Source organism: Xanthomonas sp. NCPPB 2864 (assembly GCF_056675615.1).
This window is the reverse complement of record NZ_JBWWVS010000004.1, coordinates 156,684-176,999: the sequence shown is the minus strand read 5'-3', so window position 1 is coordinate 176,999 and position 20,316 is coordinate 156,684. Positions and strand designations below refer to the sequence as shown.

The window sequence follows — 20,316 nt, the reverse complement described above, 5'->3', positions numbered from 1 at the left end:
TGGCGGCGGCCAGCTGCGGTTTCAATCGAACAGACTCGCCTGCCGGGGTGCCGGCGCCAGTTGCGCGCGCAAGCGCACCGGGTCGTCCAGGCGCTGGCGCGGATGATGGTCCAGCACGCTCACAAACGGCAGCAGCTTCTTCATCGGCACCCGCAACCGCGCCAGGTCGCCCACCCGCAGGCGCGCATGCCGGCGCGACAACAACAGGCGCTCCACATTGCGGGTGCCCAGGCCCGGCACCCGTAGCAGCATCTCGCGCGGCGCCGCGTTCAGATCCACCGGAAACCGCTCCGGATTGCGTAGCGCCCAGGCCAGCTTCGGATCCACGTCCAGATCGAGCATGCCGCTGGACTGCGCCGGTGCGATCTCCTCCACGCTGAACTCGTAGAAGCGCAGCAACCAGTCGGCCTGATACAGCCGGTGCTCGCGCTGCAACGGCGGTGCCTGCAGCGGCAATTTGGACGAGGCATCCGGGATCGGGCTGAAGGCCGAGTAATACACCCGGCGCATCCGGTAATTGCCGTAGAGATTGTGGCTGGTGTCCAGGATGCTGCGATCGTTGGCATCGTCGGCGCCGACGATCATCTGCGTGCTCTGCCCGGCCGGTGCAAAGCGCGGCGGCTTGGCGCGGCGCAGCTTTTCGGCCTTACGCTCCAGCTGGTTTTCTTCGATGCGCCAACGCAGTTCGCCCATTGCCGAGCGAATGCCGCCAACGCTTTTTTCCGGCGCCAGCAGCGTCAATCCCTGCTCGGTCGGCAGCTCCACGTTGATGCTCAGGCGGTCGGCATAGCGGCCGGCGGCGGCCAGCAATTCCGGCGTGGCATCGGGGATGGTCTTGAGGTGGATGTAGCCGGCGAAGTGATGCACCTCGCGCAGCTGCCGCGCCACTTCCACCAGCTGCTCCATCGTGTAATCGGAGTTGCGGATGATGCCGCTGGACAGGAACAGGCCTTCGATGTAATTGCGCTTGTAGAAGTCCAGCGTCAGCGTGACCACTTCTTCCGGCGTGAAGCGCGCACGGCGCACATTGCTGGACACGCGGTTGACGCAATACGCGCAATCGAACACGCAGAAATTGGTGAGCAGGATCTTCAACAGCGACACGCAGCGGCCGTCGGGCGTGTACGAGTGGCAGATGCCCATGCCCTCGGTGCTGCCGATCCCGCCGGTGCCGAGCGAATTGCGCTTGTTCGCGCCACTGGAGGCGCAGGACGCGTCGTATTTGGCCGCATCGGCCAGCACTGCGAGTTTGTCGAGGATTTTCACGCAAGCAGCATGTCGTGAAGGCGTCTCAGCCTATGAGACTGCACCGCATTTCATCGTGAATGCTTCAGAGCGCTGCGCTGCCGGCACTTGTCGCAGCATGCCTTGTGGCTGCGCTGCCGGCACTTGTGGGCAGCATGCCTTGGCTGCGCTGCCGGCGCTTGTCGGCAGCATGCCTTGTCGCTGCGGGCCGGTGTGCCGTAGGTACCAAGCCGTATCGCCATGGGTCTTGCGGGCTATAGCTACCGCACCACACCTGCTTGCAGCGGCACTAATTGGCCACATGCCATGGCTTGCATGCGGCTGGGTGGTGCCTCGGGATTGCGGGGCCGACATGCTGCCTGCCCCGTCGATAGCGACGGTGCAGGCGTGCTGCGGTCGCCTGGACTCAGGCGGCGACCGGGCCCGCAAGCGCGCGATCATTACCGGGATCGCCGTCGAACCGGTAGATATCCATCGCCAGAAACCCCGCGTCGATGCCGGCATCGATGCGCTGTGCGCCGAGCCGGTCGGCGCCGGCGGCGCCCATCGCCACGTACAGCGGCAACAGGTGCTCGTCGGTGGGATGCGCCCGTGCCGCATGCGGTGCCTGCCGGCGATAGTCCAGCAACGCGGCGATGTCGTCCTCCACCAGTTTGCGCTCGGTCCACTCGATGAAGGGCCGCACATACGGCACCTCGCGCTCGGCACTGTAGCCATGGCGGAAGTCGTGCAGGTTATGGGTGATGCTGCCCGAGCCGATCACCAGCACCCCGTCTTCGCGCAGCGGCGCCAGCGCGCGGCCGACCGCAAACTGGTGCGCCGGGCCCAGCTCGGGCTGGATCGACACCGACACCACCGGGATGTCGGCGGCCGGATACAGCAGGCGCAGCGGCACCCACACGCCATGATCGAAGCCGCGCTGCGGATCCAGGTGCGGATGCAGGCCGGCCTGTTCCAGCCGGCGCAGGATCTGCTGCGCCAGCGCCGGCTCGCCGGGCGCGGGATATTCCAGCTCGTACAGCGGCGCCGGAAAGCCGCCGAAGTCATGGATGGTGGGCGGCCGCGCCGCGCCGCTGACCAGCGGGCGACGGCCCAGCCAGTGCGCGGATGCCACCACGATCGCGCGCGGCCGCGGCAAGGTCTGCGCGAGCTCGGCCAGGCGCTCGCCGACCTGCCCTGGCTGCAGCGCAGTCATCGGCGATCCGTGCGAGATGTACAGGGAAGGCAAACGGGTCATGGCGTACTCCTCGGAAGAACGACAGGCAGCCTCAACGCGCCGGCTTCAGCGCCCACGCGCCTTCGCCGAGCAGGGCTTGCACGATCAGCAAGACCGCCCACAGCGCCGGGTATTCCCAGCCGCCGCCCGGATTGGAGAAACCGAAGCCGTTGCCGCCGTGCACGCTGACGATGGTGCCCAGCAGCAGCGGCACGCCCAGCAACCCGATCCAGCGCGCATAGATGCCCAGCAGCAGGGACAGGCCCAGACCCAGTTCCAGCGCAATGGTGAGATAGGCCAGCGCGCCCGGCAGGCCCAGCGAGTGGAAATAGGCCACGGTGCCGGCCGGGGTGAACACCAGCAGCTTGGTCAGGCCGTGGACCAGGAACAGCGCGCCCAGGCTGATGCGCAACAAGGCGGCGCCGTAGGCAGCGGTACGCGGGGAAGCAAGCGAGGTGGACATTGGACGGACTTCGGTGAGGACCTGCACAGCCTATTGCTTACAAATTTCTGATAAATAGTTTTAGTTCGGATAATTTATTGCGATCAAAGCAACAATCGGACACCCATGGATACCCTCGATGCGATGCGCGTGTTCGCGGCAGTGGCCGAACGCAGCGGCTTCAGTGCGGCCGCCGATGCGCTGGACCGCTCTACCGCCAGCGTGACCAGGCAGGTCGCCGCGCTCGAGCAACGGCTGGGCACCCGCCTGCTCAATCGCACCACCCGGCGGGTCAGCCTGACCAGCGCCGGCACCGCGTATTACCAGCGCTGCCTGCAACTGCTGGCCGACCTGGACGATCTGGAGGCCACGGTCGGCGCGCAGGCGCTGGAGCCGGCCGGGGTGCTGCGGGTCAATGCGCCGGTGAGCTATGGCATCGAGCGCCTGGCCGCGCTGCTGCCGGGCTTTTGCGCGCGCTACCCGCAGGTGGAACTGGACCTGTCGCTGTCGGACCGGCTGGTGGACATGGTCGAAGAAGGTTTCGATGTCGCCATCCGTATTACCCGGCAGCCGGCGCCGACGCTGATCGCCCGGCGCCTGGGCACGGTCCGCCTGGTGCCGTGCGCGGCGCCGGCCTACCTGGCCCGTGCCGGCACCCCGATGCATCCGTCCGACCTGGCCGGCCACGAATGCCTGCTGTACCACTACTCGCCCAACGGCGACGAGGTGCGCTTCCATGGGCCCGATGGCGATAGCGATGTGCGCATCCACGGCAGCCTGCGCGCCAACAACGGGCATGTGCTGAGCGCAGCGGCGGTGGCCGGCCTGGGCATCGCGATGCAGCCGGACTTCCTGGCCGACGAGCATCTGGCCGCCGGCCGGCTGGTGCGCATCCTTCCGCAGTACGCACTGGGGGAGATCGGCATCTTTGCCGTCTATACCAGCCGCAGCCACCTGGCCCCGAAGGTGCGCAGCTTCATCGACTACCTGGTCAACAGCATGGGCGATCCCGGGCGCTGATGAGCCCGGCAACAGTACGTCCCGTCGATGGTCATTAACCTGACACGGCATGTGTGGTCACAATCGGGCCCCCACCCGGATCAACAGGATTGCGCATGAGCAAGATCGCCATCATCTACTTCAGCGGCTACGGCCACACCGTCAAACTGGCCGAAGCCGTGCATGCCGGCGCTGCCAGCGTCGGCGAGGCCACGCTGTACCGCATCGATCAGGACGGCAACCTGCCCGATGACGCCTGGGAGGCGATCGGCGCAGCCGACGCCATCATCTACGGCAGCCCCACCTACATGGGCGGGCCGGCGTGGCAGTTCAAGAAGTTTGCCGACGCCAGCTCCAAGCCGTGGTTTGCGCAGGCCTGGAAGGACAAGATCGCCGCCGGCTTCACCAACTCGGCCTCGGTGAACGGCGACAAGTACGCCACCATCCAGTATTTCTGGACGCTGTCGCAGCAGCACGGCCAGGTCTGGGTGGGTACCGGCCTGCTGCCGTCCAACACCAAGGCGCACGGTCCGCAGGACATCAACTGGACCGCCGGCTCGGCAGGCGCGCTGGCGATCTCGCCCTCCGATGCCTCGCCGGAAGAAGCGCCGCGCAGCGGCGATCTGGAAACCGCCAAGCTGCTCGGCAAGCGCGTGGCCGAATTCGCCGGCAAGCTCAAGGGCTGAAGCGGCCAGTGGTAGCGCCCACGTAAGAACACCCGCGCATGGCGGTGGGCCCTGGCCTGCCGCCATGCGCGGGTCTTGCGTGAAGTCGCGTCGCGCGCCCGGTTTTTTGCGCGCTGTGCTTCCAACTGCTTGGCTGTGCGCCGTTTGCCTGTGCGCCCAGCGGACGCCACGGCAGCCCGCCAGCCGCCCACAGCGCCGTCATCGCACGGGCCACATCGTGCTAACGCGCGCCGCCGCATCCTCTCCTGACTTGTTCGCCGCACGGAGTTTCCTCCACCATGCAAACCCGCACGCTTGGCCGTTCCGGCCCCACCGTCTCTGCGCTCGGCCTCGGCTGTATGGGCATGAGCGCGTTCTACGGCGATCGCAGCGACGAGGCCGGCTCGATCGCAGTGATCCATCGCGCCCTCGATCACGGCGTCAGCCTGCTCGACACCGCCGACATGTACGGCCCGCACACCAACGAAATCCTGGTCGGCAAGGCCATTGCCGCGCGCCGGCACGAGGTGTTCCTGGCCACCAAGTTCGGCATCAAGCTCGACCCCAACGACCCGTCGGTGCGCGGCATCGACGGCAGCCCGGACTATGTGCAAGCGGCCTGCGAAGCCAGCCTGCGCCGCCTGGGCGTGGAGCACATCGACCTGTACTACCAGCACCGCGTGGACCCCAACGTGCCGATCGAAGACACCGTCGGTGCGATGTCGCGGCTGGTCGAACAGGGCAAGGTGCGTTTCCTGGGGCTGTCGGAAGCCGCTGCAGCCACCATCCGCCGTGCGCATGCGGTGCATCCCATCACCGCGGTGCAGACCGAATACTCGCTGTGGTCGCGCGAGCCCGAGGACAACGGCGTCTTTGCCACCGTGCGCGAGCTCGGGATCGGCTTCGTTCCGTATTCGCCGCTGGGCCGCGGGTTCCTGACCGGCGCATTCGCCTCGCCGGACGACTTCGAGGCCGACGATTACCGTCGCCATTCGCCGCGTTTCCAGGGCGAGAACTTCACCCGCAACCTGCAACTGGTGGAGCAGGTCAAGGCGATCGCCGCCGACAAGAGCATCACGCCGGGGCAGCTGGCGCTGGCCTGGGTGCTGGCGCAGGGCCAGGACCTGGTGCCGATCCCGGGCACCAAGCGTCTGGCCTACCTGGAAGAAAACCTGGGCGCGCTCGATGTGGCGCTGATGCCGGACGAACTCGCACGCATCGATGCGATCTTCCCGCTGCAGGCCGCGTCCGGTACGCGGTATCCGGAAGCGATGATGGGCGCGCTCAGCCGCTGAGCGTGCTCACGTGAGTGCACGCAGTCGCAGCTGTGCGGCGATTGCATGCGCTCACGCCATCGCACCGGTATGGCTCGCACACTTGGCATCACCACCTTCCGAGTGCCACGTCCTGCCATGCTGTCGTTCGTGATCCCCGCCCATGACGAGGCCGCACTGATCGGCCAGACGCTGCAATGCCTGCACGCCTGTGCGCAGGCCATGCAACTGGACTACGAGGTCATCGTGGTGGCCGATGCCTGCGAGGATGACACTGCCGCCATCGCGCGCGCGGCCGGTGTGCAGGTGCTGGAGGTGCAATTGCGCCATATCGCCGCCACCCGCAATGCCGGCGCGCAGCAGGCGCAAGGCGATTGCCTGTTGTTTCTCGACGCCGATACGCTGATCAACCCGCAGGTGGTCGGCGCAGCGCTGGCGGCGCTGGATGCCGGCGCGGTCGGCGGTGGCGCGCAGGTACATCTGCAGGGCAGGCGCGCGTGGTTCGAACGCATGGCGCAGGCGACGTTCGGCTGGCTGTTCCGTCTCAGCGGCATTGCCCCGGGCTGCTTCCTGTTCTGCACGCGCGCGGCATTCGTCAGCGCCGGCGGCTTCGATACGCGTTATTACGCCGGCGAAGACGTGGCATTGAGCCGCGCGCTGGCACGCTGCGGGCGGTTCGTGATCCTGCGCCAGACCGTGCACACCTCCGACCGCAAGCTGCGCAGCTTTTCCAAGCGCGAGCACCTGAGCCTGCTGCTGCGCTTTCTATGGCGCGGGCGCGGCATGCTGCAGACCCGCGATGCGCTGGGTTTCTGGTACCAGCGCCGGCGCTGAACCGCGCGTGTCCGCAGGCCGCCATGCCGGCCGCGCGCTGCCATCGCGTCGGGACGTGGCGACGGCGGCAATTTACACTGGTATGTCTGTTTTTCGTTTCCGAGTTGCACTCGCATGGCTCTTCTGCACCGCCCCGTCCTGATCGCTGCGCTGTCGGCTGCCCTGCTGAGCACCGCCGCGTGCCACCGGGATGGCACTTCACCGGCAACGACGGCGCACGCGAAGCCCGCGCCCACCACGCCCAAGCTGGGCGATTTCGGTTTCGATGCGGCAGGCATGGACCGCAGCGTGGCACCAGGCGACGACTTCTTCAGCTACGCCAGCGGCAACTGGGTCAGGACCACCCAGATCCCGGACGACCGCTCCAGCTTCAACAGCTTCGTCAGCATCGCGATCGAGACCGAGCAGCACAGCCGCGACATCATCGAGGGCGCCGCCGCCAACGACCGTGTCACCGGCGAAGACAAGCAGATTGGCGATTACTACGCGGCCTACATGGACGAAGCCGGCATCGAGGCCAAGGGCGTGCGCCCGGTGCAACCGGAACTGGACGCGATTGCGCAGCTGGATGACAAGCAGGCGCTGGCGCGCACCCTGGGCGGCCAGCTGCGCGCCGATGTGGATCTGCTCAACTCCACCAACTTCCACACCGACCGGCTGTTCGGTCTGTGGATCTCGCAGGATCTGCATCACCCGGGCCGCTACGTGCCGTATCTGGTGCAGGGCGGCCTGGGCATGCCGGACCGTAGCTTCTATCTGGACGACGGGCGCATGACGCAGATGCGCGACGCCTACCGCGCGCACATCGTCAAGCTGCTGGAACTGGCCGGCATCGATGACGCGGCGGCCAGGGCCGAGCGGATCCTGGCCCTGGAAACCGCGATGGCGCGCGTGCACGCCACCGCCGAACAGACCAACAACGTGCAGGCCGGCGCCAACCCCTGGAAACAGGCCGATTTTGCGCGTAACGCGCCCGGCCTGGACTGGGCGCCGTTCTTCGAAGCGGCCGGCCTGAAGGCGCAGCAGGACTTCATCGTCTGGCAGCCCGGCGCGGTGACCGGGTTGTCGGCGCTGGTGCGCTCCGAGTCGCTGCAGACCTGGAAGGATTACCTGAGCTTTCGCGCCCTGGACCGCGCCTCGCCGTATCTGTCCAAGGCCTTTGCCGATGAGCGCTTTGCGTTCTACGGCACCACGCTGGAAGGCACACCGCAACAACGGCAGCGCTGGAAGCGCGGTATCGACGCCACCAACGCGGCCCTGGGCGAAGCGGTGGGCGAGCGCTATGTGCAGAAGTACGTCAGCGCCCAGACCAAGACGCGTGCCGAGGAGATGGTCAGGAACATCGTCACCGCCTTCGGCAAACGCATCGACGCGCTGGAGTGGATGAGCCCGCAGACCAAGCAGCATGCCAAGGCCAAGATTTCCGGGCTGACGGTGGCGGTGGGCTATCCGGACACCTGGCGCGACTACAGCGCGCTGGATGTGCGCCGCGACGACGCGCTGGGAAATGTGCAGCGCGCCGAGCTGTTCGAGTACCGGCGCAATCTGGCCAAGCTGGGCAAGGCCGTGGATCACCGCGAGTGGTACATGCTGCCGCAGGAGGTCAACGCGCTGAACGTACCGCTGGAAAACCGCCTGCTGTTTCCGGCCGCGATCCTGCAGCCGCCGTTCTTCGACCCGGCCGCCGACGACGCGGTGAACTACGGCGCCATCGGCGCGGTGATCGGCCACGAGATCAGCCACAGCTTCGACAACATGGGCGCGCAGTTCGACGAACATGGCGAGCTGCACAACTGGTGGACGCCGCAGGATCTGAAAAAATTCGAGGCCGCCGGCAATGCGCTCGCCGCGCAGTTCAGCGCGTACAAGCCGTTCGACGACCTGAGCGTCAACGGCAAGCTGACGCTGGGCGAGAACATCGCCGATGTCGCCGGCCTGGCCACTGCCTACGACGCCTATCAGCTGTCGCTGCAGGGCAAGCAGCCGCAGACCATCGACGGTTTCAGCCCGGACCAGCGCTTTTTCCTGGGCTTTGCCCAGGCCTGGCGCGGCAAGTACCGCGACGCGGCGCTACGCAATGCCGTGCTCACCGACGTGCACGCACCCGGACGTTTCCGCGCGCAGACCGTGCGCAACCTCGATGCCTGGTATCCGGCGTTCAATGTGCAGCAGGGCGAGCAGTTGTACCTGCCGCCCGAGCAGCGGGTGCGGATCTGGTAGCCAGCCCCCGCGTCACACCACCGCCCTGCATACCAGGCAAGCACCCGCACTCACTGCGCCCCGGGCCACTCCAGCAACATCGTCTGCGGCAGCTGCATGCGGCGGCAGGCGCGTGCGGACAGCCCGTCGCGTAGCGCGGTGCGGAACAGGGGCGACAGGCTGCGCAACAGCCGCGCCGACGCGTGTGCCTGTGCACGCTGCGTGGTGGTGCGGCCGAGCATGTCGCTGGCCCAGCCCGGCAACAGGGCGGTACCGGCACCGAGGAATACCCCGCGCGACAGACCGGCCGCCGGCACCGGCAACTGGATGCTGGTGAGGATGTCGAGCACCTCGCGCGAGCGCGTGTCCATGCGCAACTGCCCGCGCACGGTGGCGAAATACGCATCGACCTGCGCTTCGCTGGCGGGCACATCGGCGGCGCCCAGCGCTTCGGCAACGCGGCGCGCTTCGTCGTAGTAACGATCGGCAATGTGCGCCGGCACGTCGCGGCAATAACGTCGGCAGCCCTGCAGAAAACCGTAGGCTTCGGTGACGTGCACCCAGGTCAGCAACTGCGGGTCGTTGGCGTCGTACGGCACGCCGTCGGCGGTGTGGCCGTGGATATGCGAATGGATGCTGCGCACGCGGGCGATCAGTTGCTCGGCCTCGGCGCGCGGGGCATAGGTGGTGCCGGCGACGAAGTTGGTGGTGCGCCGCAACCGCCCGATCAGGTCGGCGCGGAAGTTGGAATGGTCGTAGACCCCGGCCAGCGCGCGTGGGTGCAGCAGCTGCAGCATCAATGCGCACAGTCCGCCGGACAACATGCCGGGGAATTCGGAATGCACGCGCCAGGTGACGCTGTCGGGCCCGAAGATGCCGGGATCCCCGAGTGGCTGGTCGTAATCGATGGTGCTCTGGCCACGCGGAAACGCGCCCAGCACCCAGCGATGGATCTGCCTGGCGGCGGGAGCAGTGAGGGTACGCAGGACGGCTGACATGCGCGCAAGGATACCTAGGCGGTTGCAAGACCGCGTCGTGGTGCTGAGGGGCTGGGATTGGGGATTGGGGATTGGGGATTGGGGATTCGGGATTGGTGAAAGGCGGCGGCGTGTGCGCTGCTCGTCTCCATGCGTGCCGACATTCTCGGCGGGTGCTTGCCCGCCCGTGGGACCTTGCGCGGCATGCATGCTTGCGCGGCGCTCACGCGATCTGTACGCCGGACTGGGTCGCGCCGGTCGCAACCGCCGCGGATGCAATCACGCAGGTGGGAGTGTGCAGTGCAACAAGAATCACGGCGCACCGCAGCTGCGATCGCCCGGCAAACGCTGCAAATCGCCTGAATACCGCGATTTGTGCGCCGGTACGCAGGATTGGCTGGCCTTCGGCGCGCAGCAGGCATTGCCAAGCACGGCGAAAGTGCTAGAACTAGGGCCGTCCGTGTACCGGCCAGCATCACTGCCAGCCGCTGCCCGGTCGCTCCAGGGCACCGGCGCGTTGCCGGGTGCAGCAAGTCGTTCGTACCAGCCATCCGTCAGGAGCTTGTCATGATCGCTTTGTTCCAGGGTTTGGGCCTGCTATTGCAGGACAACGCACTCCATCGGCTCTCCTTCGACGAGCAGGTCGCGCACTGGCGCGAAAAGACCGACGAACAGCTCGACCAGGAGCTCAATCTGCTCAAGGTGGCCAAGAAACAGTGGGTGATCGCCTCGATCATCGGCTGGCAGGCGATCTCGCTGGTACTGCTGGGCGTGATCACCCACCAGCTCTGGCAGAACGACTACCACCTGACCTTCAGCCGCGTGGTGATCATCTTTACTTCGTGGGCGTCGATCCTGTTCGTCATGTGGTACATCGCCGATCTGTTCGACCACAGCGCCGGTTTCGAACGCTGGCTGCGCGCCTTCAACAGCCGTGCACGGGTCACCCCGGATGCCGACTCGGTCGAATGCGTGGCCGATGCGCTGGACATGACCCGCCGCTATCCAGAAGTGCTGCGCTACAAGCAGGAGGTCAGTTCCAAGCGCGAGCTGCGCCACGAGGACATCGTCAACATGCGCGAGATGGGGCGGCTGCGTCGCTACACCGAATTGCTGCGTGATCTGGACCGCTTCGATGGTGCGCCGCGGCTGGTGACCAATACCGCTCCCCACAGCGCGGCGGCGGGGACGCTGGCGTAGCGGTGTGGCGATGGATGCGGTGATTGCCGCAAGGCATCGGCAAGGCCGCGCGCCTGACGAAACGTTCTGATTGATCTGCCCGACGTCCGATCGCAACACGGCGTGCGCTGCCAGGCGGCGCCGGTCGCTGCACTCCATCGCGTGCGTGACGACCAACAAAAAACGGCCGGTGCAGTGCACCGGCCGTTCCTGTTTGCGGCGTCCGGAGACAGACGCCTTGTTTCAGCAGCAATCAGCGATCAGGCGCTCACGCCTGCGCGACGGCCTTCTCCACCGACGGGGTGCGCCAACCGCTGCGCACACCCCAGATGTAGAACACCGCGCCGACTGCAGCCACTACCGCAAGATCGGTGCCGTAGCTGAGATAGCCATGGCCGCCGAAGTCGCTGCTGCCGGCCCAGGACAGCAGCGCGATCGTCGGCAGATAGCAGATCATCCAGGCCGCGCCCTTGAGGTTGCGGCCAAGGTCCGGCCAGCCCTGCTTGGCCTGGTAGTAGCAGTACACCGGTAGCGCCACGACCATCAGCAGGATGATCTCGCCGGTCAGCGGCCAGCGCGCCCAGTACAGCAGCTCGGTCGCCATCACGAAGGCCACGCCGGCCAGCACCGGCAGCGCGGCGATGCGCAGCGGGCGATGCAGCTCCGGCGCGTGCCGGCGCAGCGCCATCGCGCTGATCGGGCCGGTGAGGTAGGAAATGATGGTCGCCACCGAGATCACCGCCGCCAGCGTGCCCCAGCCGCGGAAGAAGAACAGGAACACGAACGACACCGCCAGGTTGAAGAACATCGCCATGCGCGGCACGCCCCAGACCGGGTGCAGCTTGCCCAGCACCGACGGCATGGTGCCGTTCTTTTCCATGCCGTAGACCATGCGCGCGGTGGTGGCGGTATAGGTGATGCCGGTACCGCTGGGGCTGACGAACGCATCGATGTACAGCAGCATGGCCAGCCAATGCAGGTTGACGATGATGGCCAGCTCGGCGAACGGGGAGCGGAAATCGATGCCGTGCCAGCCGGCCTTGGCCAGCAGGTCCGGCGGCACCGCGCCGATGTAGGCCACCTGCAGGATCACGTAGACCACCGTGGCCAGCGCAATCGAGCCCAGCACCGCGAACGGAATGCTGCGGCCCGGGTTGCGCGCTTCACCGGCCAGGTTCACCGGGCTCTGGAAGCCGTTGAAGCTGAAGACGATGCCGGCGGTAGCCACCGCGGTCAGCACCGCGGCCAGGTCGATCACGTGCGCATCGCCGTGGATGCCGACGCTGAAGTTCTCGCTGTGGAAGCCGCTGGCGATCAAGGCCACGCCGGTCGCCGCCGGCACCACCAGCTTGAACACGGTGATCAGCGTATTGGAGCGCGCGAACAGCTTGACGCTCCAGAAATTGAGGAAGAAATACACCAGCACCAGCACCGCCGAGATCAGCAGGCCGGGCACCGACAACTCCCCCGCCCCGCCGGGTGCCTGCACATACAGGCCCTGCGCCCAGGCCCATGGCCAGGAGGCCATGTACTGCACCGAGGCCTCGGCCTCGACCGGGATCACCGACACGATCGCGATCCAGTTGGCCCAGCCGGCGATGAAGCCCACCAGTGAGCCGTGCGAGTAATGGCTGTAGCGCACCATGCCGCCGGACTCGGGGAACATCGCGCCCAGTTCCGCGTAGGACAGCGCGATGGTGGTGATGATCGCTGCACCCAGAATCCAGGCCCAGATCGCACCGGGGCCGGCCAGGCCGGCGGCGCGCCAGGCACCGAACAGCCAGCCGGAACCGATGATCGAGCCCAGGCCGGTGAGCATGAGGGCGAAGGGGCCAACGTCGCGGCGTAGCGATTGTTCGGACATGAGAAGCCTGGCAGTGAGGACGCCGTGAACCGGCAACAAGCCGGCAATCATCGCAGAAGCGGCCGCTGATCGTCAGTGCGTATTCAGGCTTGCGTCCGGTTGCATGGCTTGCGACATAGCCGAAAGGGCTTTCGGCCAAGCCAGGCCGGCAACGCCCGCTCAGCCATGGCAGTCGGCGCTGGGCGCGCTGGTATCCACACAGGTGTGCGCCTGACGCGGAATGCCACGCAGTTCGCGCACCTGCCCGGGTGTCAGCGCAAAGCTGTCCAGCGTCCTGCGTGCGCAGGCTGGTGTACCCGTCGTGTTGCTTGCGGCAGGCGCGGCGCAGTGTTCCTCGTACACCAGGTAATGGCAGCGACCGCTGCTGCTGGCCAGGCAGTGCACATTGAGGTCGGTGGCGGTGGCCAGGGTCTTGCTGAAGATCACGTCCTGGCCATTGCTGGTGGCGCGGGTGATGGAGGTGGTGCCGTTGCGGTCGTGACAACCGGCCAAGGCAAGCAGGCAATACACGAGGGAGGCGATCAGGCGCATATCAGCAATCCTTTCAGTCGATGCGATCGGGGGAATTACATGCCGCGGAACAGGCTCATGAAGGGCTGGCTGACGGTGAGCGTTTCGCTGCGCCCGCGCAGCGCCAGCCGGCCCTTGCCGGTGTCCTCGCGCACCACCGAGGCGACCGCCTTCATGTTGACGATGGTGGAGCGGTGGATCTGCTTGAACACCTGCGGGTCCAGCACGTCGAGCAACTCGCGCAGCGGCGTGCGCAGGATCGCCTCGCCGGCGGCGGTCATCACCGTGGTGTATTTCTGGTCGGCCTGGAAATACGCCACCTCGTCCAGCGCGATCAGGCGCGTCTCGCGGCCGCTGCTGGCGGTGAGCCAGGCCAGTGGCGGCGCGGCGCTGGGGGCAGCAGGGCGTGCTGACAGGCGCTTCAGCAAGGTCTCCAGCAATTGGCCATCCGGCTGACCGGCGGCGGCGCGCTGCTGCACGCGCTGCCAGGTGGCCTGCAGGCGCTCGCGGCTGATCGGCTTGAGCAGGTAGTCCACCGCGCCGTGTTCGAACGCATCGATGGCGTACTGGTCGTAGGCTGTGACGAACACCACCTGGGTACGCGGGCTGACCTCGCGCAGCGCACCCGCCACCTCGATGCCGGTGAGCCCGGGCATGCGGATATCCAGGAACACCACATCGGGCTGCTGGGTGGCGATGGTCTCCAGCGCGCTGGCACCGTCTTCGCATTCGCCCACCACCTGCAGCTGCGGGCACACCTCGGCCAGCAGCGCGAGCAGGGATTGCCGCAGCAACGCTTCGTCTTCGGCGATCACCGCACGCAGCGCGCTCATGCCTGCACCTGCGCGGTGGAGCTGTGCGCGCCGGGCAAGGGCGGCGGCATGCGTGTGGCGGTCATCTGCGCCGGCAGCGGCAGGCTGATGGTGGCGGCCACACCGCTGGGGAAATTGGACACGATGGCAAAGCTGGCCTTGCCGGCGTAGATCAACTGTAGCCGCTCGCGCAGGTTCTTCAGGCCGATGCCGGTGCCTTGGGTGTGGGTGCCGAAGCCCTGGCCATCGTCGGCCACGGTCAGCGTGGCGTGGTCGTCGACGCGACGCGCAAGGATCCATATCGTGCCGCCGCCGGGCTTGGGTTCCAGCCCGTGCTTGATCGCGTTCTCCACCAGGGTTTGCAGCATCATCGACGGCAGTTGCAGCGCGCGCAGCTCGTACGGCACCTCCACCTGCAGGACCAGCCGCGTGCCCATGCGGATGCGCAGGATTTCCAGATAGGCCTGGGTGCGTTCGAGTTCCTCGCCCAGGGTGGAGATGGCCCCGTCGGCGCTGGGCAGCGAGCTGCGCAGGTACTGGATCAGGTGCCCGATCATGATCTCCGCGCGCGGCGGGTCGGTGCGTGCCAGCACCTGTGCGCTGGCCAGCGTGTTGTAGAGAAAGTGCGGCTCGACCTGCGCATGCAGCAGGTTCAGGCGGGCCACCGCCAGTTCCTTTTCCATCACCGATTGCTCGGCCGCGGCCTGCTCGTCGCGACGTTGCTCGCCGACCCGGCGCACCACCGCGCGATTGATCGCCTCGGCATTCTCGTAATTGCTGCCTTCGTCCACCGCGAACAGATCCACCCAGGCACCGGCGTCGGGTTCGCACAACACCGTGACGCTGCTGGTGCCCTGCCCCGGCGTGATCGTCACCAGCACCTGGTTGCGCTTGATCGCAAAACGCGCGAACAGGTTCCAGCGCGAGGGCTGACGTCCTTCGTAAGGGTCGATGCGGCGCACCTTGGCGCGGATCAGCAGGCTGCCGGGCGCGCATTCGATGTCCTGCACGCGCGGCAACGCGCGCACGGCCTCTTCGACCACGGCAAAGCTGGCCTGCACGTCCAGCGGCACCTCGATCTGGCGGCGCTGGCGGGTCGACAAGGTGTCGTGATCCAGCCGCCCGGCGATCAGGCGCACCCGGCGCACATGCGTGATCGCACTCATCAGGGCCAATGTCAGCAGCACCACGCAGATCAGCCCGAAGAAGGCGCCGGTGGAGCCGAACAACTGCGCCCACATGATCGCGGCCACCAGCAACGCGGCGGCCCAGGCGAACACGATACGCACGATCAGGAAGACGCTGGCAGACACGGGTGGGAGCTCGTTGGGTTGGGACGCGGCGAGCATAGCCGGCAAGCGATCGGGCGAACGCCCCCGGGCGACGAATGGCCGCTGGCGCGGCTTCAACTGCCCGGATCGCGGTGCGAAACCTGCCTGATCGACGGTGGCAGGCACAGATGCGCGCGGTATGCTCGGCGTGCGCGACCGACGATGCTGCGGGGTGCCTGTCGCTGGCGCGCAGCGCAGGGCCTGGCGTTTACCGGTACTGCACCGCGCGCGCTACGCGTGGCCGGTCACGCAGGCGCCGTTACCCCAATCACTTTCTGCACATCGCTCAGGAGCCGCATGCACCGTCGTCATTTCCTGCACAGCGCCGGCCTCGCGCTCGCGGCCGCTTCCACCGGGAGCTGGGCCGCGACCGGCAAGGTGGCCGCTACGCCGTCTTCGCCGCTACCCGCCATGCCGCCGGGTGCCTCGCCCGACCAGTTCGCCGCAGCGCCGCCGCTGGCGCCGATCCGTGCGGCGGTGGATCGCATCATCGCGATCAACGGCTGCACCCGTCCGTTCCGTGCACAGGGGCCGCGGATCGAGGCCGAGCGCATCGGCCGCAAGATGGTGGTGCACAACTACGGACATGGCGGCAGCGGGTGGTCGCTGTCGTGGGGCGCGGCCGAGCATGCGCTGCGGCTGGTGCAGGCCGCCGATGCGGATGCGCGCGAGCTGGCGGTGATCGGCTGCGGCGCGATCGGGCTGACCACCGCGCTGGTGGCGCAACGTGCGGGCCTGCGCGTGCGCATCTATGCGCGCGAGCGCCTGCCGGATGTGCGCTCGTTCTACGCTACCGGCGTGTGGTCGCCGGACTCACGCGTGTGCACCAGCGAGCACGCCAGCGCGGATTTCAGGACCCGCTGGGAAGAGATGGCGCGCATTTCGTTTCGCCGCTACCAGACCCTGCTGGGCCTGCCGGGCGAGCCGATCGAATGGCGCGATGGCTATGCGTTGTCGGATGTGTCGTTCGATCAACCGAGCGCATCGGCCGAAGCGCATGAGCCGGACTACCCGCCGCTGGAGCGCGACCTGCTTGACGATCTCGGTCCGCGCTCGCAACCGGTTGCGCCCGGCAGTCATCCATTTCCGGTGCCATTCGTGCGCCGCTACAGCCAGCTCACCTTCAACCTCAGCGCCTACGCGCGCCTGCTGATGGACGACTTTTTGCAGGCCGGCGGCGAGCTGTACACGCGCAACTTCGAGCATCCGCGCCAGTTCGGCCAGTTGCGCGAAAAGATCCTGGTCAATGCCACCGGCTATGGCGCGCGTGCACTGCTTGGCGATGACAGCGTCATCCCGGTACGTGGGCAGACCGCGCGCCTGATTCCGCAACCGGAAGTGACCTACGGCTTGGTCTGGCGCGGCCACAATCTCAATGTGGTGCCACGCCGCGATGGCTTGCTGGTGCAGTCGCAAGGTGCTCACGATTTCAACAACCCCGATGCCACGCCGGATCACGCCGCCTCCGCAGCAGCGGTCCGCGAGCTGGCACGCTTGTTTCCTGCGCGCTGAGGCAGCTTTCCCGCGCGCTGCGCTCAGGGCTCGCCGAGCGAGGCCTGCAGCGCACGGGCCAGGGCGGCATCGCCGCTGACCAGCTCGTCCCAACGCAAGGCCACGCCCTTGCGTCGGCCTTTTTCGACCAGCTTCAAGCCCTGCGGGTCGATGATCAAGGTATAGGCCTGCTCGCCGATCTGCAGCTCGCGGCGTAACGGTTTGTCCAACGGCGTCATGGCAGCTCCAGGAGCAAGAACGAGCCATAGGTTGTAGCGCATCGGTCTGCAACGGCGTGCATTCCCCGCCGTGCATGCCGCACGGTGCCGGTGCAATCGCTGCGCGTGCGCATCGACATCCGCGCAATGGCATCGACATCGGCACAGGCGCACCGGCGATGCCGCACGCACGGCCGCGGTCATGCGCCTTGTGCTCACGCATCTCGAGCAGCCGGCATCGATCTCGGTCGTTTGCAGCGCGGTTGCGGCGGCTCGGCGCTGGCGAATCGATTGCATGCGCATCATCACCGCGCCGCTCACGGCACAGGTCGTTATCGCCTCGGCATCACCGCATCTACCGATCGCGCTAACACGCCGACGATTAGCGTAGCGACCATGCGAGACAGCTTGAGCAAGCACGACAACAACGCTGCATTGCAGGCTTGGCGTGACGCCAGGCAATGCGATGCCGAAGTGGTGACGCAACTGGCTCGCACGCAATTGAAGGCAATACGCACACGGTGTGCCGCACTGTTTATCCACCTATCCATCCAAAGGAGCCGCCCATGGCGATCAAGACAATTGAAGAGCTTTTCGTCCACGAGCTGTCGGACATCTACAGCGCAGAAAAGCAGTTGACCAAATCGCTGCCGCGTCTGGCACGTGCGGCCACCGAACCCAAGCTGGTGGAAGCGTTCAAGCTGCACCTGGAGGAAACCCAGGGCCAGATCGAACGCATCGACCAGATCGTCGAACTGCTCGGCATCAAGCTCAAGCGCATCAAGTGTGCCGCGATGGAAGGCCTGGTCGAGGAAAGCCGCGAGGTGATCGACGAGATCGAAGAAGGTCCGGTACGCGATGCGGCACTGATCGGCGGCGCACAGAAGGTGGAGCATTACGAGATCGCCTCGTACGGCACCATCGCTGCGATTGCGAAGCAGCTGGGCTATACCGATGCGGTCAGCCTGCTGCTTTCCACGCTGGAAGAAGAAAAGGCCACCGATGAAAAGCTGACCCTGCTCGCCGAGCAAGGCGGCAATCAAAAGGCATCCAAGGCCAGCAAAGCGGCCTGATGCACCGCGCGGGCGGCGCTCCCGCCTGCGTTTGCCCGCATTCCGCGGGCAACCCCCACCCGTAGCCAGCCTCAGGTTTCTGCGCGCATGCCGCGTTGCAGTCGTCGTCGGGCGCCAGCCAGGAAATACCATCCATGTTTATGCATAACAAGCGTCTGATGTACACCGTTCGAGTTGCCGAACCCAATCCGGATCTGGCCACGTTGATGCTCGAGCAGTTCGGCGGACCGCAAGGCGAGCTTGCTGCAGCGATGCGGTACTTCACCCAGGCATTGGGCGAAGACGATCCGGGCCGCAAGGATCTGTTGTTCGATATCGCTACCGAAGAACTGAGCCACCTGGAAATCATCGGCTCGATCATCGCCATGCTCAACAAGGGCCCCAAGGCCGTGTTGTCCGAGGGCATGGAAGAGGCCATGGAGATGCGCTCCATGACCCAGAACAGCACCAGCCACACCCAGCAGATCCTGTATGGCGGTGGCCCGGCGCTGGTCAACTCCAGTGGCGTGCCGTGGACCTCGGCCTATATCGATTCGATCGGTTGCCCGACTTCGGACATGCGTTCGAACATCGCTGCCGAAGCACGCGCCAAGCTGGTCTATGAGCGCCTGATCACCGTCACCGATGATCCGGGCATCGTGGATGCGCTGCGCTTTTTGATGACGCGCGAAGTGGCGCACCAGAAGTCGTTCGAGAAGGCGCTGTATTCGATCGAGCCGAACTTCCCGCCGGGCAAGCTGCCGGGCGACCCGCGCTTCACCGACATCTACTACAACATGTCGCAGGGCGAAGGAGATACGGTCGGCCCGTGGAATGCCGGCGAGCAGTGGGATGTGGTGGCAGACCGTGAGCTGCAGTCCGCAGTCGACGGTGGCGATGGTTCGGCCACGGTTGCGCTGAATGCGACCCAGACCGAAGCGCTGGACGCGATGTCGCTGCGCCTGCTGTCCAATCCGGAACTGGATCGGGTGACCGGCGCAGACCTGGGCGCAGGCCCGGGTGCCGGCTCCACCACCGGCGACATCCAACGCTGATCTTCAGCGCTAGCAGTTGCCGAGACTGGCCCGGGTCGTTCGCGATCCGGGCTTTTTAATGCGTAACCTACTGTGGACAGCGGGCTGCATGCAGTTGGTCGTCTTGCGGTGGTTATCAAGACAACGTCGGCGCGTGATTTGCGACGCCCATGCAACACGGGTGGGTCGATACAAGACGTCGACGAATGCGTAAGGGTTACCGAACGACTGAAAAGAAAAGAGGCCCCGACAGGCCTCCTGGTGTCAGCGCGTGCCCGCGCCGCTCATACCGGCGCGGTGTGCATGGCATGCGCTTCGCTGGCCCACTCCGGTCGCACGCCTGCTGCCGTGGTGCAACGCTCCAGCCGCCACGGCATCAAATGACGCATGGCCTCCTCGCCACTGACCTGTAGCCATTGCGTGGCATCGCCTTCGACGCATAACGGGCGTTGTGTCGGCAGGCTGGTCGAGGAAGCGACCAGCAACGAGAACCCCATCTGCAGGCGGCCACCGATATCCATGACATTGCGCAGGCCCGCGGCGTACAGCGCGCCACCGTCCTGACTCAGCCAGGTCGCCGACGTGGCGCCATCAGCCGATGCGGCGCAGACAAAGCCACACAGCGGGATCAGGCAGCGCTGGGTTTCCCAGATGGCGAGGTCCACGCGCCCCAGCCACTCCGGCTCCTGGGTATTGATCGAGCGCTGCTGTCCCGGAGCACGTCGACCGAAGGTTGCACGCTCCTCGCGCTTGCCGCCACGGTCGGCAACCAGAATGTCGGCATCGGCACCCACACCGATCTCGACCCAGGCATTGCTCGCAACGCGGCCCGACAACTGAAGAATGCGCGTAATCATGTTTACTCCACTGTGCATCTGGATGACAGCAGGAGCTACGCACAATACGCGCCAAGTTTTAGGGATGCCGCGCACTGATGCACCGCAATGGTCCTGCATGACGGCCGTGGCATCGGC

The 20,316-nt window shown here is 66.5% G+C and carries 18 protein-coding genes and 1 pseudogene; 9 read left to right on the top strand and 10 right to left on the bottom strand.

Features of this window, described 5'->3' with window-relative positions:
• Positions 1-21: 21 nt before the first annotated feature.
• From AC1KVE_RS11350 to AC1KVE_RS11340, 3 genes are all read right to left on the bottom strand, one after another.
• Positions 22-1,266: a putative DNA modification/repair radical SAM protein gene (locus tag AC1KVE_RS11350; protein ID WP_016900902.1), complete on the bottom strand. Its 1,245-nt coding sequence runs from the start codon at positions 1,264-1,266 to the stop codon at positions 22-24.
• A 385-nt stretch (positions 1,267-1,651) separates the two neighbouring features.
• Positions 1,652-2,482, bottom strand: coding sequence for a dioxygenase family protein (locus AC1KVE_RS11345; protein ID WP_184458111.1), 831 nt, complete (start codon positions 2,480-2,482; stop codon positions 1,652-1,654).
• 31 nt (positions 2,483-2,513) lie between these two features.
• Positions 2,514-2,924, bottom strand: a complete 411-nt coding sequence (locus AC1KVE_RS11340) for a DoxX family protein (RefSeq protein ID WP_104541716.1) — start codon at positions 2,922-2,924, stop codon at positions 2,514-2,516.
• A 105-nt stretch (positions 2,925-3,029) separates the two neighbouring features.
• On the opposite strand from AC1KVE_RS11340, the gene AC1KVE_RS11335 reads away from it, so the two are divergent.
• The 5 genes from AC1KVE_RS11335 (at position 3,030) to AC1KVE_RS11315 (ending at position 8,895) form a co-directional block, all read left to right on the top strand.
• Positions 3,030-3,923 carry a LysR family transcriptional regulator gene (locus tag AC1KVE_RS11335; protein ID WP_184458109.1) on the top strand — a complete coding sequence of 298 codons (894 nt, stop codon included), beginning with the start codon at positions 3,030-3,032 and terminating at the stop codon, positions 3,921-3,923.
• Between the two features lie 95 nt (positions 3,924-4,018).
• Positions 4,019-4,588: a flavodoxin family protein gene (locus tag AC1KVE_RS11330; protein ID WP_039518741.1), complete on the top strand. Its 570-nt coding sequence runs from the start codon at positions 4,019-4,021 to the stop codon at positions 4,586-4,588.
• 278 nt (positions 4,589-4,866) lie between these two features.
• Complete coding sequence (locus AC1KVE_RS11325) at positions 4,867-5,862, top strand: aldo/keto reductase (RefSeq protein ID WP_481092104.1); 996 nt, start codon at positions 4,867-4,869, stop codon at positions 5,860-5,862.
• Positions 5,863-5,979: 117 nt separating this feature from the next.
• The gene (locus AC1KVE_RS11320) at positions 5,980-6,675 is read left to right on the top strand and encodes a glycosyltransferase (protein ID WP_481092139.1); all 696 of its coding nucleotides are present in this window, start codon (positions 5,980-5,982) and stop codon (positions 6,673-6,675) included.
• A 150-nt stretch (positions 6,676-6,825) separates the two neighbouring features.
• Positions 6,826-8,895, top strand: a complete 2,070-nt coding sequence (locus tag AC1KVE_RS11315) for a M13 family metallopeptidase (protein WP_080931480.1) — start codon at positions 6,826-6,828, stop codon at positions 8,893-8,895.
• A gap of 50 nt (positions 8,896-8,945) precedes the next feature.
• Here the strand turns inward: AC1KVE_RS11315 and AC1KVE_RS11310 are convergent, their stop codons facing one another.
• Positions 8,946-9,872 (bottom strand): oxygenase MpaB family protein, encoded by a 927-nt coding sequence (locus tag AC1KVE_RS11310; protein WP_065032927.1) that lies wholly within the window; start codon positions 9,870-9,872, stop codon positions 8,946-8,948.
• A gap of 457 nt (positions 9,873-10,329) precedes the next feature.
• Here AC1KVE_RS11310 and AC1KVE_RS11305 point away from each other — a divergent pair.
• A pseudogene (locus AC1KVE_RS11305) lies at positions 10,330-11,051 on the top strand (hypothetical protein).
• A 247-nt stretch (positions 11,052-11,298) separates the two neighbouring features.
• On the opposite strand, the gene AC1KVE_RS11300 reads toward AC1KVE_RS11305, so the two are convergent.
• The 4 genes from AC1KVE_RS11300 to AC1KVE_RS11285 all read right to left on the bottom strand — a co-directional run bounded on the left by AC1KVE_RS11300 (position 11,299) and on the right by AC1KVE_RS11285 (position 15,529).
• Positions 11,299-12,894, bottom strand: a complete 1,596-nt coding sequence (locus AC1KVE_RS11300) for an APC family permease (protein WP_024940772.1) — start codon at positions 12,892-12,894, stop codon at positions 11,299-11,301.
• A gap of 159 nt (positions 12,895-13,053) precedes the next feature.
• Positions 13,054-13,425, bottom strand: coding sequence for a hypothetical protein (locus tag AC1KVE_RS11295; protein WP_065032928.1), 372 nt, complete (start codon positions 13,423-13,425; stop codon positions 13,054-13,056).
• Between the two features lie 35 nt (positions 13,426-13,460).
• Complete coding sequence (locus AC1KVE_RS11290; protein ID WP_039525156.1) at positions 13,461-14,237, bottom strand: LytR/AlgR family response regulator transcription factor; 777 nt, start codon at positions 14,235-14,237, stop codon at positions 13,461-13,463.
• A complete protein-coding gene (locus AC1KVE_RS11285; RefSeq protein ID WP_126966589.1) occupies positions 14,234-15,529 on the bottom strand; it encodes a sensor histidine kinase in 1,296 nt (431 codons plus the stop codon). The genes AC1KVE_RS11290 and AC1KVE_RS11285 overlap by 4 nt, the downstream gene beginning before the upstream one ends.
• A gap of 315 nt (positions 15,530-15,844) precedes the next feature.
• Here AC1KVE_RS11285 and AC1KVE_RS11280 point away from each other — a divergent pair, with 315 nt between their 5' ends.
• Positions 15,845-17,059, top strand: coding sequence for an FAD-dependent oxidoreductase (locus AC1KVE_RS11280; protein ID WP_481092103.1), 1,215 nt, complete (start codon positions 15,845-15,847; stop codon positions 17,057-17,059).
• A gap of 23 nt (positions 17,060-17,082) precedes the next feature.
• Here AC1KVE_RS11280 and AC1KVE_RS11275 read toward each other — a convergent pair whose 3' ends face one another.
• Positions 17,083-17,277 (bottom strand): hypothetical protein, encoded by a 195-nt coding sequence (locus AC1KVE_RS11275; protein WP_039518719.1) that lies wholly within the window; start codon positions 17,275-17,277, stop codon positions 17,083-17,085.
• A 545-nt stretch (positions 17,278-17,822) separates the two neighbouring features.
• On the opposite strand from AC1KVE_RS11275, the gene AC1KVE_RS11270 reads away from it, so the two are divergent.
• The gene (locus AC1KVE_RS11270; protein WP_016900918.1) at positions 17,823-18,329 is read left to right on the top strand and encodes a YciE/YciF ferroxidase family protein; all 507 of its coding nucleotides are present in this window, start codon (positions 17,823-17,825) and stop codon (positions 18,327-18,329) included.
• A 134-nt stretch (positions 18,330-18,463) separates the two neighbouring features.
• Complete coding sequence (locus AC1KVE_RS11265; RefSeq protein WP_481092102.1) at positions 18,464-19,363, top strand: manganese catalase family protein; 900 nt, start codon at positions 18,464-18,466, stop codon at positions 19,361-19,363.
• Positions 19,364-19,626: 263 nt separating this feature from the next.
• Here AC1KVE_RS11265 and AC1KVE_RS11260 read toward each other — a convergent pair whose 3' ends face one another.
• Complete coding sequence (locus AC1KVE_RS11260; protein WP_481092101.1) at positions 19,627-20,199, bottom strand: hypothetical protein; 573 nt, start codon at positions 20,197-20,199, stop codon at positions 19,627-19,629.
• Positions 20,200-20,316 lie beyond the last annotated feature (117 nt).